Below are 14,335 nucleotides of genomic sequence, written 5' to 3' on the forward strand. Positions count from 1 at the left end.
TAAGGTTCTCTGTCTTTTTAAACGGTTTTATATCAGCTTATCACAACAAAACTTAGCGCTTATTCTTTAAGAAGTCCGGGATATTGATCTGCGTATCGCGGTTCAGCGGACGGAAGGAACTCTGAGCCGGAGCCTGCTGAGGCGCGGTCTTCGGAGCCTGGCTCTGCTGCGGCGCGGTCTTCTGGACCGGCTTTGCCATGGTAGCGCTTGCCTCGGCAGATGCCGTATGGCTTAAGTTCGGCATGCCTGCGCCCATGTTGGACGGCATTTTCGGCTTAAAGGTCTTGAAATCAGCCATCGCCTTGTTCACCAGAGTGTTCGCACCATGTGCATCCAGACCGGTTGCGATAACGGTGATGGTCGCCTCGTCCTGTGCGTTCTCATCGAACATGGCACCAAAAATGATATTGGCATCGTCGCCTGCCAGCTCCTGAACATAGCTTGCAGCTTCGTTGGCCTCGATCAGGCTGATATCGCCGGAAATATTGATGATCACATGGGTAGCGCCCTCGATGGTGGTCTCTAAAAGCGGGCTTGCCACCGCCTGCTTCACAGCCTCCACAGCCTTGTCGTCACCCTTGGCATGTCCGATACCAATATGTGCGATACCCTTGTCCGTCATGACGGTCTGTACGTCTGCAAAGTCCAGGTTGATGAGGCCAGGTACATTGATTAAGTCGGTGATCCCCTGCACTGCCTGCTGCAGCACTTCGTCAGCCTTCTTTAAGGCATCCGGCATGGTGGTCCTGCGGTCCACGATCTCCAGAAGCTTGTCGTTGGGAATGACGATCAGGGTATCTACGCTCTCTTTTAAATGTTCAATTCCTGTCAGAGCATTGGACATACGGGTCTTGGCCTCAAAGCGGAACGGCTTGGTCACTACGCCTACGGTCAGGATGCCCATGTCCTTGGCGATCTTTGCGATAACCGGAGCAGCGCCGGTACCGGTGCCGCCGCCCATGCCGCAGGTCACGAATACCATATCCGCTCCCTTGATCGCCTGGGCCAGCTCCTCAGAGCTCTCCTCAGCAGCCTTCTGCCCCACCTCCGGCCTGGCGCCCGCGCCAAGTCCTTTGGTCAGCTTCTCGCCGATCTGCATGGAAGTCGGTGCCTTACAGAACTGCAGGGCCTGTTTATCTGTATTGATCCCAATGAACTCCACCCCCGCAATGTTCTCATCGATCATGCGGTTCACTGCGTTGTTCCCTGCGCCGCCGACACCAATTACCACGATTCTTGCAGAATTCTCTGCCTCATTTATCTTAATCTCTAACAAGACTTTTTCCTCCTTAACCTCTCTCAACAACTTTTTTGTAACAATTCTGTAACATAATTTCTAAAACTAGTCTATCTAATACTATATGTGATTTTAAGAAAAATATCAACCTCTAATTTGTAGATTTTATGCACAAATTTGTCGGTCCATTTGTTTTTTATCACATACATGATCCATATATTTCCATATGTGCTCCTACTTCCCACTTCTCGGTTTGAACGCGTACATAGCGCTGGGATTGGTCTCATCATAGGTGTCCAGGTACAGGGTTCCGTCCAGCCCCTGAAGCTTTGGAAGCATATCGTTTAATTCAGCGATCTTGCCGTTTAAGCTCTCGTTGTTCCCAAGCACCACTTCGATATCGCCCATGTATAACGTGGCCTCATGAAAACTGTTGTACTGGATCTTGTCCACCTCCATATCGTAGATGGACAGGATCTGAGTCAGATTTAAGATCTCCTCAAAGATCTCCTGACTCTCCACCGGGAGCTTCTGATAAAGGACGATATGACCGAACTTCAGCCCGGTGATCCATGGAATGCCCGGCAGTTTCTGGTTGGCGCTCTCCACGATGATACCGTCCTTATCAAAGTACATATAACTGCTCATGTAGGACACATATCCCACAACGCTCTTTTCGTAAATAATGACCTCCACCCGGTTAAGGCCCTGGAACACGATCTTGTAATCCTCCACGAACGGTATCGCCTCGTGGGTCCCAAAGCGGTCCTTCAAATAACAAAACCCAGTATTGCGGCTTACGCCATCCGGAAACAGGAGCTCCACGATCTGCTCCTCCGTATACTGTTTATTGCCTGTCACCTTGATCTCTGTGATCTGCAATGACAGGACAATAATGACCAGCAACAGGAGGATGATCACAGCAGCCAGAAGCCCTGTTCTTTTCTTTCCTGGTACGGTATCTCTCATGCTTAGTCTGTCTCCTCTGTCTCCACCAACGCGATCCTGGCGCCTACGCTGCTCAGATCACGGCAGATGTCCTCGTAACCGCGGCTGATATGGATATAACCGCCCACCTCGGTCTCCCGGGCGGCAGCCAGCCCGGCTACCACCAGCGCGGCTCCTCCGCGCAGGTCCAGAGCCTGCGCCGTTCCTCCGTCTAAGGGGAATCTTCCTTCCACACAGGCAGTCCTTCCGTCTATTATAATATGTGCCCCCAGTTTCTGCAATTCTTTTGCTGTGGAAAACCGTTTTTCAAATACTGTCTCCCGTATGAAGGAGGTCCCGTCGGCAATGGACGCAACCGCCATCATCACAGACTGCAGGTCCGTAGAAAATTCCGGGTACGGCCCCGTGGCAAAATCTGCCGCCTCCGGGCGCCCCTCCATGCGGACGAAAAGCCCTTCCGGACGGATCGATACCTCCGCTCCCATACGGCGCGCCAGCCGGATATTTTCATCCATATGGCGTACCGGCGCTCCTGCAAGCAGGACATCTCCGCCCGAACACATCACCGCACCCAGATAGGTGCCGGCAACGATCCGGTCTCCGGGGATCGCAAAGGTCACGTCATGCAGATCTGCGCCGCCCTCGATGGTCAGCTGCGAGGTTCCGATGCCCTTGATCCTAGCCCCCATCTCCTGCAAAAACAGGCACAGGGTCTCGATCTCCGGCTCTTTTGCGGCGCCGGAAAGGACCGTGGTACCCTGGGCCGCAACGGCGGCCATGATGATATTCTCTGTAGCTCCCACACTTGGGAAGGGGAATACGATCTCAGCGCCCAGAAGGCCCATGGTAGAACCGGTGATCCGTTCTCCCTCCACCCGGATGTCTGCCCCCAGCTCCTTTAAGCCGTGCAGATGCAGGTCGATGGGACGTTTCCCGATCGAACAGCCTCCGGGATGGCTTGTGACGGCCTCCTTAAAACGGCCCAGAAGAGGTCCTAAGAGCATGATAGAGGAACGCATCTGCCCCGCCAGCTCACCCGGGATCTGTCCCACAGACGCCCGTTCTGAGCAGATAGTCAGCTCATGGTCTTTCATCCGGCACTCACACCCCAGATAGTTAAGTATCCCCATCATACAGTACACATCCTGTATTCCGGGGACATTGGTTATCACGACTGTTCCTCTATGAAGCAGAGATGCTGCCATGACAGGCAGCACCGCATTTTTGGAACCCTGTATATTTATCTTACCTTTCAAGCAGTGTAACCCCTGGATTCGAATTACGGACAAATACAATCCCTCCTGCACATCCGTCTATACTTCCATCCTATGTACTCTGCCCTCAAAAGGTTTTTATTTTTCCAGTTTTATCTGGTTGGAAACACTTAAGACCATCCCCATCTCCACCATCAGAAACAGAACCGACGTGCCTCCATAACTGATGAACGGAAGCGTAATCCCCGTGTTGGGGATGGTATTGGTCACTACGGCGATATTTAAGATCACCTGGATCGCGATGTGCGCCATCACACCCACGACGATCAGCGAACCGAACAGATCCGGCGCGTTGTTGGCGATCAGCATAAACCGGTAGATCATAAAAAGGAAGATCAGGATCACCGATACCGCGCCGAACAGCCCCAGCTCCTCACAGATGATGGAAAAGATCATATCATTCTGCGCCTCCGGCACAAATCCCATCTTCTGGATGCTCTCTCCCAGGCCCTTGCCCACGAGACCGCCGGACCCGATGGCATAAAGACCCTGCAGTACCTGATAGCCTCCATCCATAGGATAAGCCTCCGGGTCCAGCCACACATGGATACGGCTGAGCTGGTACGGCTTTAAGATCTTGAGCTTCTCAAGGACCGTTGCCAGCGGCCCCGCTGTGGCGATCATCAGCACCGCCGCGCCGCCGCATGCAAAAAACGGCCATTTGACCTTGCACGCCACGAACAGCATCACAAACGCGATCCCCACAATGATGATACCGGAGCTTAGGTTGTTTGCCGCTACAATTCCTGCGATCGGGATGGAAAGGCCGATAATGACCCCCATGGCCTTCCAGGAATTGATCTTTTTTCCCATCTGGGTGATCACTGCCGCCAGGAGCACGATCAGAGCGATCTTTACAAACTCTGTGGGCTGGAAGCTTAAGCTCCCCACGCCGAGCCAGCGTCTCTTGCCGTTCACCTTTGTACCAAACAAAGATACCGCGATCATCAGCACATAGGCAAGCACATAAGCGAAGACCGCAAACCTGGCATACCAGTGGTAATCGATCTTGGAGATGATGATCGCTAGAACAAGCCCTCCTGCCGCGATCTTCAGCTGACGCATCATGAAATAGGCGGCATTATTGTACTTCAGCTGCGCCATATAGGAACTGGCGCTGTATATCATCACCAGCCCAAACGCCGTTAAAAATATTACACAGAACAGCAGGCTGTAATCGTAGAACCTCCTGGGTTTATTTTTTTTTGCCATAGGCTCCTCCTACAGGTTTCTCACACACTCCTTAAATACGTCGCCGCGCTGCTCATAGTTGTCAAACATCCCCCAGCTTGCGCATGCAGGGGAAAGCAGGACGTTGTCACCGGTATTGGCGTACGCCGCACAGACGCGCACCGCCTCCGCCATATCCTCGGCATACATGATCTCCGTGAATCCGTGCTCCCTTGCGCATTCCGCGATCTTGTCACGGGTCTGGCCGATCAGCACTAAATATTTTACCTTGTCGCCGAACGCATCGATCCACTCGTCATACTCACTGTTTTTGTCATATCCGCCCGCGATCAGCACGGTCGGTCCCGGCATGGCGCGGATCGCCTGGATGGCCGCATCGGGGTTGGTCCCCTTGGAATCGTTGTAATACCTTACGCCGGCACGCTCCAGCACAAACTCGATGCGGTGCTCCACCGCCTTAAACTCCTTGACGACCATACGGATCGAATCCATAGGTACGCCCATGCGTATGGAAATGGCGATGGCCGCCATCACATTCTCATAATTGTGCCTTCCAAGCAGCTGTAAGTCGCGGACGTTCACCACATCCTCTTTCCTGCCGCCATGGGCATAGACGATCACGTCACCCTCCAGGTAGATGCCCTCCTTCAGGACCTGGGTGCTGGAGAAAAAGAATACCTTCGGCTTTAAGTCCTCCTTCTCGGCAAACTCCCTCAGGACCGGATCGTCATAGTTTAATACCACACAATCGTCCTCTGTCTGGTTGACCGTCACACGTTCCTTGATCTCAATGTAATTCTCCATGGTGCCATGGCGGTTCAAATGATCCGGAGTGATGTTTAAGATCGCGCTCACATTGGGATGGAAGTCCATGATGGTCTCCAGCTGGAAGCTGGACACCTCTGCTACCGTCACGGATTTGTCCGTAGTTTCCAGAGCGATCTCCGTATATGGGATGCCGATATTTCCTACCACAAATACTTCTTCAAAATGAGCCTTCATGATCTCCCCGGTCAGAGCCGTGGTGGTAGTCTTGCCGTTGGTCCCGGTGATGGCAGCCAGCTTCCCCTTCGCCACATGATAGGCAAGCTGGATCTCGCTCCAGATGGGGATCTGCGCCTCGTCGAGCACCGGTACAAACGGTGCGGTGAGCGGGATGCCGGGGCTGATAATGGAAAGCTCCACCCCCAGAAGGTCCGTCCTGGTCAGTTCCCCCAGCACGATCGTCAGCTTTGCATCCTCCTCAAAATTCTCTTTGATCTTCTCCGGGTCCAGATTCTCATTGCCGTCATAGAGCACCACTTCTCCGCCCATCTCCAGCAGAAGCTTTGCAGCGGCGATACCGCTCTTACCGGAACCTGCTACTAATACTTTCTGATTGCTCATGTTTTTTCCTCCTACAGCCCTAAGTACGCTACCAGGCAGAGGATGGCGGTCGTAATGGAGAATACCGCTACCACCCTGGTTTCTGACCATCCGCACAGCTCAAAGTGATGATGGATCGGTGCCATTTTAAATATCCGCTTTCCGCCTGTCGCCTTGAAATAGCCGACCTGCATGATGACGGACAGTACTTCCACAAGATAGATCAGTCCCACCAGCGGGATAAAGAACGGCATCTGCATCATGAAAGCGCTGGATGCCACGAATCCTCCCAGAGCCAGGGACCCGGTATCTCCCATAAACACCTTGGCGGGATAAACATTAAACAGGAGAAATCCCAAAAGGCTTCCCACCACCGCTCCGGTGATCGGGCTGATACCGCTCTTCTCTCCCAGAGCCACAATCGTCATAAAGGTGGCGACCAGGATCGTCACACTGGTACACAGACCGTCTAATCCGTCTGTAAAGTTCACACCGTTGTCCGTCCCCAGCACTACGAAAAACACGAACGGTACAAACAGGATCCCCATATTCAGGAAATAGCCGTTCTGAAATCCACCCGTAAACGGGATCAGCGCCGTGGTACCGACTTCGCCGGATTTGAGCAGATAATAGGCGAACACGCCTGTGATCACAAACTGCCCGATCAGCTTCTGGACCGGGTTTAAGCCCTCCGAACGCTTCATGACGATCTTGATATAGTCATCTAAAAATCCAATGATCCCAAATCCCACGGTCACAAAAAGCACCGGTATGATCTTCGGATATTCTTTTAAATAGAACAGCGACGTGATGACGATGCTGGTTAAGATCACCAGCCCGCCCATGGTCGGGGTTCCCTGTTTTTTTAAATGCGTCTCCGGGCCGTCATCCCTCACCTGCTGTCCAAACTTCAGTTTATGGAGAAATGGAATCACGATCGGACACAGGATCGCGCTGATGGCGAAGGCGATAATGATCGCCAGTATAGTTTCATTAATCATGTTGCACTCCTATCCGTTATGTATCTTTTGCCGTTATTAGTATACGTCTTTTTATAGGAATAATCAACCACTGATTGGAATCACGGAAACAGTTTCTTCCTCTGTTTCCTCAATTCCCAGATACGGCAAAATATTCTTAAAAATGTCGGAGATCACCGGGGCTGCGATGGTCCCTCCGTAATATACGCCCTGCGGTTCATCGATCGTGATCAGTGCGATCACCTGCGGGTCATTGGCAGGCGCGAAGCCGATAAAGGAGGAAATATACTTTTTTAAGCTTCTCGGCAGTTTTTCCGAGGTGGCTGTCTTGCCGCCGATCCGGTAGCCCGGGATATATGCCTTTTTGCCGCTTCCCTCCGCCACCACCTGTTCCAGGATGTAGCGCATGGTGGCGCTGGTCTCCTCTGAAACGATGTGCTCTTTCACCGGATAGTCAAACCTGTGGATCGTGGTCTCCTCTGAGTTCACCACCTTCACGCCAAAATGGGGCGTCACCCGGTTCCCTCCGTTTACAATGGAGGCAGCCGTCGTGATCAGCTGGATCGGCGTGATCTGGAAGGACTGCCCGAAGGAGACCGTTGCCAGCTCCACAAGCCCCATATTTTCCTTCTTATGCATGATAGTCCCCGCCTCCCCCGGAAGGTCGATCCCGGTCTTCTGCTTTAAGCCGAACTGCTCAAAGTAGTGGTAATAATTGTCAACTCCAAGCCGCTGCCCTACGTCGATAAACACCGGATTGCAGGAATTCATAGCCCCCTGAAGGAAGGTCTCGGCGCCGTGCCCTCCCACCTTGTGGCAGCGGATCTTTCTGTCCTCCACGATCCGGAAACCGGGGCAGGAAAAGTTGTCTGTCAGGCTTACCACCCCCGCCTCCAGCCCTGCCGCCGCTGTGATGATCTTGAATGTGGACCCGGGTTCATAGGTATCATTGATAGCCGGATTCCTCCACATCTGGTTTAAAAGCTCCTGCTTTTCTTTTGCGGAGATCCCGTCAGGAGCCTCCACATTCAGGGTGAACGGATCATTTAAATTGAATTCCGGCACATTGGCCATCGCCATGATCTCCCCGTTTTTCGGGTTCATCACAATGATGGAAACGCGGTTTGCACCTTTGCGCTCCATGGTCTCGTAAGCAGCCTGCTCCGCGTACTGCTGGATATTGACGTCCAGGCTGATATGCAGATCGTTTCCCGGGACCGGTTCGATCCGGTCCTCAAAGGCGTTCTCGATCTCCACGCCCGCGGCGTCCGTCATGGTCAGGATCGTGCCGTTGATCCCTTTTAAATAAGATTCATAAGCCACCTCCAACCCAACGATCCCCTGGTTATCCCCTCCGGTAAATCCAAGCACCTTCGACGCCAGGGTGTCATAAGGATAATAACGCTTGTAATCCTCATCCACCTTCACGCCTGCCATATGGAAATTGCGGATCCTGTCTCCAGTCTCCTTATCCACGTTCGTGCGTATGATCTCCCGGGAGCTTCGTTTCTCTACCTTTTTTCTGACCGCATCCGCTTCAAGCCCCAGCTCCTCACTTAAGACCCGGATAGTCTCTTCCCGGTCCTTTACCTGATTGTAGATCACGGAAATGGTGCACACGGTCCGGTTGGTGGCGATCACGGTACCGGTCGCATCCACGATATTTCCCCGCGCGGCCTTGATGGTCCGTTCGCGCTCGTGCAAATCCTCCGCCATCTGGCTGTAATGCTCAGAGCGGTATAGCATAAGAAACATAAGCCGTCCCATGAGTCCCGCCATGCTGAGGCACAGCAGAAAGCACAGGACGGCTATCCTTCCCCGATGATGGGTCTGATTGGAACTCATAACCGGCTCCCCGAAAGCTCATTATTATACTATATGAGCCGGTCCTCTGTTTAGAACTTACTCTGCAGGATCTGTCCCTGCAGAATCAGTCTCCGCAGGATCTGTCTCTCCTGTCAGAAGCGCTCCCTCCGGGTAACCCTCGTCTGTTCCTTCGGCGCCTTCCGGCAGCTCGTCCGGCGTGCCCGTATCCTCCGAAGAGTCTATGTACTCTTCTGTATCATAAACCTTCGTCTCTGCTTCCGTGGTCTCCTCAGCCGTGCCTCCCGGCTGCAGGCTGGTATTGTCCGTGATCCCTTCCTGTTCAGGAAGCTCCCCTGCCGCCGCATCATTTTCCGCCTCATACTCCGCTGACGGGAATACATTTAAGTACGGCAGGATATCGCTCATGATCTTCTGGAATACCCCGCTGGCATAGGTACTGTGTGCCTGGTCCTCCACATGGGGAGTATCCACCACCACATAGATCAGTACCTGCGGATCGTTGGCAGGAGCATATCCGCAGAATGATAATACGTAGTTCTTGGCGCTGCGCGGGATCTTCTCCGCCGTACCGGTCTTTCCTGCGATATCGTAACCGGGGATCGCAGCTGCTTTTCCGGTTCCCTCTGAAACTGTCCGGAACAGCGCATTGTTGATAAAATTGCTGGTGCTCTCCGACACGGTCTCACGGACCAGCTTGGGATCCATCTTTTTCACCACCGATCCCTGTTCATTGAGGATCTGCTTCACCACATGAGGCTCGTAATAGGAACCGCCGTTGATAACGGAAGCGTAGGCCGCCGCCATCTGGATCATGGTGCAGTTGTATGTCTGACCGAAGGAACTGGTGGCAAGATCCACCGGTTTCATGTTGTTTTCATCGTAAACCAGTGTCGAAGCGTCTTCCTCACCCGGCAGGTCGATCCCGGTTTTCGTGCCGAAACCGAACATGTGCTGGTATTTTGTGAACCGCTTGATACCGGTTTTTGCCGCCACCTGCATCATGGCGTCATTGCAGGAAACCATCAGAGCTTCCTCCAGGGTCACATTCTTATGTCCGCCTTTTCTGTATGCCGTACACTTGATCTTCCGGTCGGCCACCTCCTGGAAACCATCGCAGTAAAATGAATCGCCGGGAGAGACAACCCCTTCCTCCAGCGCCGCTGCCACCGTAAAGATCTTGGACGGGGACCCCGGCTCATAGGTATCGCTGATACAGTAATTGCGCCATTCCTGGTTCCATGCCACCTGCGTGCCATAAGAACGGATCTCCTCGGCGCTGAAATGGTCCGGGACCTGCTCCACGGTGATGGTCGCTCCGTCTGTATCCTTGTGCTGGCGGTTATAAGCGCCCCGCGCCTCCTTAAGACCCAGCTGGTAAAGTTCGTCGTCCGTATACCCCTCGGAGGCCGCTCTGGGATTGTTCAAATCAAACATCTTATCATTTGCCATGGCGAGGACCTCGCCGTTATTGGGGTTCATTACCACCACGCCGATCCGCTCGGAACCCGGGTCATTCTGCCACTCCCGGATATGTCTTTCCACCACATTCTGAATATTCACATCGATCGTGGAAACCACAGTATTGCCGTTCTCCGCCGATTTGATCACGCGTTCCAAGTTGGAATCATCATTTAAATATCCGTATTCCCTGCCGTTTGTCCCAATCAGGGAATTGTTGTAGGATTGTTCAATACCGCCGTTTCCAGTGCCGCCGTCGCTGGTGGCAAACCCGATCACATTACAGGCCAGCGAATTGTAGGGGTAGATACGTTTGTACTCCTCCTCAAACCATACGCCCTTTACCCGCGCTTTGGAATCGTTTTTTGCGTTGGCCTTGTTGGTCTCGGACTGCAGGCTCTGAAACGCCTCTTTCTGGTCAAAGGACAACTGCCTTGCATACCTCACATAAGCTTTTTCCGGATTCTCCTCGATCAGGCTCCGTATGGCAGATGCATCATATCCGAATACATTGACCAGGGCCGCAACCGTGGCATCCAGATAATCCACCTGGTCTGACATGATCTGCTTGGGGTCTATGATCAGATTATATACTTTTTCTGTTGTGGCAAGGTAAGTACCGTTCCGGTCCACAATATCTCCGCGCCGGTACGGGATCACTCTGCTGTCATATTCCTGCTGGGACAGGACGATCTGGTTGTAGCTGTCCTTGTTCTCCGTAACGATATGATACAGCACGTAAATTAAAGCAAACAAAGCCAGCGTAATCACAATCACTGTGATCGCCAGCTTCTCCTGCATGTACTTATTGAAGGACCGCCGTTTCCCTGCATTGCGGTCCTTCTGTCTTTGATAATCAGGGTTAGTGTTTCGGGATGTCCTCATACTGTCTTACATACTCGCTTTCTGTTTTGTCGTACAAGATAACCTGTTTCCGGTTTGCATACACCATCCCCAGCTCCTCTGTAGCAACCTTATAAACATGATCCAGATCGATATCTGTATTGATCCTGGTCAAAAGCGCGTCATTCTCAGACTTTAATTGTTCCAGTTCCTGTTCCAGTAATTCGATGTTGTGGATCCTGCCCGTGATGGAGGACTGCACATGCAGATAACTGACGCAGATATACAGGGCACATAATGCCGCAAATGTCAGCATCACTACATATGGAAGATCCATCTGGAGCGCTTTTTCCTGGTTCCGTCTGACTGTGCGGCTGACCGTCTGCTGGTGCTTAGACGGCTGCTGCGGTCTTACGGTTTCTCTTTTAGGCTCTGCCGCGCGCACGGTATTGCCGTACACGTAGGAACCCTGTACCATTTTCCTGTCTCTTGCAGCCATACCCTTTCCTCCCTTTTGATATTTCCCATCCGGCCCCCAGCCGGTACTCATCCCCCTCTATCTCCGCTCAAAAACACGGAGTTTGGAGCTTTTCGCCCTCTTGTTATTTTCAATTTCATCTTCTGTAGGAACAATCGGCTTGCGGGTGACCACAACCCCTTTGCTCTTTTTGCCGCACATGCACACCGGGAATCCCGGGGGACAGATGCACGGGTTTTCATTGGTACGGAATCTGGTCTTCACAATCCGGTCCTCTAAGGAATGGAATGTGATGATGCTCAGACGCCCGCCTGGATTCAGCAGGTCGATCATCGTGTCAATGGAACGGTTCAGCACATCCAGCTCATGGTTCAACTCGATCCGGATGGCCTGGAACGTGCGCTTTGCCGGATGACCTCCGGTGGCGCGTATCTTTGCAGGGATCGCCGCCTTAATGGTCTCGATCAGCTCTCCCGTAGTCTCAAAGGGCTTGTCCTGCCGGTTCCTTACAATGTGCTTTGCGATATTCTTTGCAAACCGGTCTTCTCCATAATCCCGGATGATCCGGTAGAGATCCGACTCACTGTATGTGTTCACAATGTCCGCCGCAGTCTGGCTGTTCCTCTGATCCATCCTCATGTCAAGGGGTGCATCTTCACGGTAGGTAAAACCGCGCTCCGCTGTGTCAAGCTGGTAGGATGAAACCCCCAGATCCAGATAGATCCCATCCACTTTCCCAATGCCTAACTCCGCCAGGACTTCTGCGATATTCTCATAGTTGTTCCTTACGATCGTTACGTTCTCCTGAAACGGAAGAAGGCGCTCCGTCGCTGCGCGGATCGCGTCCGCATCCTGATCGATCCCGATCAGCCTTCCTTTTTCTCCCAGACGCCGGCATACCTCCAGGGCATGTCCGCCGCCCCCCAGCGTACCGTCCACATAGACGCCGTCCGGCCTGACCGCCAGGCTGTCTATGGTTTCCATAAGCAAAACGGATTTGTGTTCAAATGCCATATTATATACCAAGACCTTCCATGTTTTCTGCGATTTCTTCCATGTCATCATAGGTATTGGACTGATTCCAGACATCTCTGCTCCAGATCTCAATCCGGCTTCCTACGCCAACCAGCACCGCATCCTTGTCAATCTTGGCAAAATCGCGCAAAACTGCCGGCAAAAGAATCCGTCCCTGCTTGTCTACTTCACAGGTGGTGGCGCCTGCCAGGAAAAAACGTGAGAACTTTCGTGCATTGGCATTGGTGAGTGGTAAGGCGTGCAGCTTTTCTTCCAGGGCTTTCCATTCGGTATTTTCATAGACAAATAAACAGCCGTCCAGTCCCTTTGTCACAACGAACTCGTCTCCCAGCTGTTCTCTGAACTTGGAAGGGACGATCAACCTGCCCTTCGCGTCTACCGTATGGTTATACTCACCCATGAACATACTAATCACCTGCTACCCTAATGCGCCACTTCGACACCATTTCCCACCACTTTGTTCCACTTTCCACCACTTGTAGGTTTATTTTAGTACATACTTAAGAAAATAGCAAGGGGATTTTTCACGCAAAAAAAGCAAAAAAAGAAGACGGCTGCAAGCTTTTTGCAACCGCCTCTAGATATGTACAACGTTTAAAATCCGGACACAATATATAGTTCGATCAATTTATCCAGCGCAATGCTGTAGTTATAAACATTTTCATAATTTTCCCCGCTGTCGATGCTGTTGTTCAGCATCTTCCTTGCGTCCTCAATCTTTTGTTTCAGTTCCTCTTTCGAAATTTCCATGTTGCGCTTCTCCTTTTGTCTCCCGCTGCAGCTTCCTGTGATGATAGATCAGATTCGCCGCGGCAACTATAATCAGTACCAATGACAATGCCTGTGAGACCGGGAGGCCTGTTCCAAATAAAATCAGCTGATCTGTCCGCAAGCCCTCGATCCAAAATCTGCCTGTTCCATACCCTGCCAGATAAATCCACATCATCTCGCCATCAAACTTCTTGTGCTTACGGTACCAGAGCATAAAAAACAGAAGTCCCAGGTTCCAAAGAGACTCATAGAGGAAGGTCGGATGCACCTGGATATACTCTATTCCGTTATCCACAACCATGTGGCTCAGCACATCAGCATTCAGCATATTATCACTGACAAGCGAACGTCTGATCCGCATGGCAAACAGACTGTCTGTGTATCCTCCGAATGCCTCGCAATTAAAAAAATTCCCCCATCTTCCTATGATCTGCCCGGTAACAAGTCCCAGCACGCCACTGTCCGCCATAGAAAAGAAAGAGACTTTTTTGAGTCTGGTATAAGTGATCATTGTCAGGACCGCTGCGATCACACCGCCGTAGATTGCCAGCCCGCCAGCCCGCAGATTGAATATCTCCAGCAGATTATCCTTATAAAAATCCCACTCAAAGATCACATAATAGAGCCGCGCACCGATAATAGAAAAAATAATCCCATACAGTGCAAAATCCAGATAGATCTCCGGGTCCTGTCCCCTCCTCTTCGCATCTGACTGTGCCATCCAGATACCTGCAAGCATTCCCAGTCCGATAATAATCCCGTAATAGGCAATTCGGAATCCAAACACCGAGATACTGTTCCGTAAATTCTGTATCGCGATTCCCAGATGAACGAAACTAATATCAACACCCTCCATCGTTTGTCTCCTTTCGATGTTTATCTTATTTTACCCCCTGTATAACCGAAAATCAAACATATTCGGACGACT

Annotated in this window: 13 protein-coding genes; all 13 read right to left on the minus strand. The window is 51.9% G+C overall.

Annotated features, from left to right (window positions below; genetic code table 11):
- Positions 1-52: 52 nt before the first annotated feature.
- Entirely contained in the window at positions 53-1,276 is a 1,224-nt protein-coding gene (gene ftsZ / locus AB1I67_RS19995) for a cell division protein FtsZ (protein WP_367031935.1), read from the minus strand.
- A gap of 195 nt (positions 1,277-1,471) precedes the next feature.
- A complete protein-coding gene (locus tag AB1I67_RS20000) occupies positions 1,472-2,206 on the minus strand; it encodes a sporulation protein YqfD (protein WP_367031936.1) in 735 nt (244 codons plus the stop codon).
- 2 nt (positions 2,207-2,208) lie between these two features.
- On the minus strand, positions 2,209-3,492 hold the full coding sequence (gene murA / locus AB1I67_RS20005) for a UDP-N-acetylglucosamine 1-carboxyvinyltransferase (protein WP_367031938.1): 1,284 nt from the start codon (positions 3,490-3,492) through the stop codon (positions 2,209-2,211).
- Between the two features lie 45 nt (positions 3,493-3,537).
- Positions 3,538-4,671, minus strand: a complete 1,134-nt coding sequence (locus AB1I67_RS20010; RefSeq protein WP_367031939.1) for an FtsW/RodA/SpoVE family cell cycle protein — start codon at positions 4,669-4,671, stop codon at positions 3,538-3,540.
- A gap of 9 nt (positions 4,672-4,680) precedes the next feature.
- Complete coding sequence (murD, locus tag AB1I67_RS20015) at positions 4,681-6,036, minus strand: UDP-N-acetylmuramoyl-L-alanine--D-glutamate ligase (RefSeq protein WP_367031940.1); 1,356 nt, start codon at positions 6,034-6,036, stop codon at positions 4,681-4,683.
- A gap of 11 nt (positions 6,037-6,047) precedes the next feature.
- The gene (gene mraY / locus AB1I67_RS20020; protein ID WP_367031942.1) at positions 6,048-7,016 is read right to left on the minus strand and encodes a phospho-N-acetylmuramoyl-pentapeptide-transferase; all 969 of its coding nucleotides are present in this window, start codon (positions 7,014-7,016) and stop codon (positions 6,048-6,050) included.
- Between the two features lie 63 nt (positions 7,017-7,079).
- Complete coding sequence (locus AB1I67_RS20025) at positions 7,080-8,840, minus strand: penicillin-binding transpeptidase domain-containing protein (protein ID WP_367031943.1); 1,761 nt, start codon at positions 8,838-8,840, stop codon at positions 7,080-7,082.
- A 57-nt stretch (positions 8,841-8,897) separates the two neighbouring features.
- On the minus strand, positions 8,898-11,165 hold the full coding sequence (locus tag AB1I67_RS20030; RefSeq protein ID WP_367031945.1) for a penicillin-binding transpeptidase domain-containing protein: 2,268 nt from the start codon (positions 11,163-11,165) through the stop codon (positions 8,898-8,900).
- A complete protein-coding gene (locus AB1I67_RS20035) occupies positions 11,143-11,622 on the minus strand; it encodes a cell division protein FtsL (protein WP_367031947.1) in 480 nt (159 codons plus the stop codon). Before AB1I67_RS20035 ends, AB1I67_RS20030 begins: the two co-directional genes overlap by 23 nt.
- Before the next feature lie 57 nt (positions 11,623-11,679).
- Entirely contained in the window at positions 11,680-12,615 is a 936-nt protein-coding gene (rsmH, locus tag AB1I67_RS20040) for a 16S rRNA (cytosine(1402)-N(4))-methyltransferase RsmH (protein WP_367031949.1), read from the minus strand.
- 1 nt (position 12,616) lies between these two features.
- On the minus strand, positions 12,617-13,042 hold the full coding sequence (gene mraZ / locus AB1I67_RS20045) for a division/cell wall cluster transcriptional repressor MraZ (RefSeq protein ID WP_367031950.1): 426 nt from the start codon (positions 13,040-13,042) through the stop codon (positions 12,617-12,619).
- Positions 13,043-13,230: 188 nt separating this feature from the next.
- The gene (locus tag AB1I67_RS20050) at positions 13,231-13,386 is read right to left on the minus strand and encodes a Spo0E family sporulation regulatory protein-aspartic acid phosphatase (RefSeq protein ID WP_367031952.1); all 156 of its coding nucleotides are present in this window, start codon (positions 13,384-13,386) and stop codon (positions 13,231-13,233) included.
- Positions 13,349-14,263: a prolipoprotein diacylglyceryl transferase gene (gene lgt / locus AB1I67_RS20055; RefSeq protein ID WP_367031953.1), complete on the minus strand. Its 915-nt coding sequence runs from the start codon at positions 14,261-14,263 to the stop codon at positions 13,349-13,351. The genes AB1I67_RS20050 and lgt overlap by 38 nt, the downstream gene beginning before the upstream one ends.
- Positions 14,264-14,335: the final 72 nt, after the last annotated feature.

The organism is Clostridium sp. AN503 (assembly GCF_040719375.1).
Taxonomy (GTDB): domain Bacteria; phylum Bacillota; class Clostridia; order Lachnospirales; family Lachnospiraceae; genus Brotaphodocola.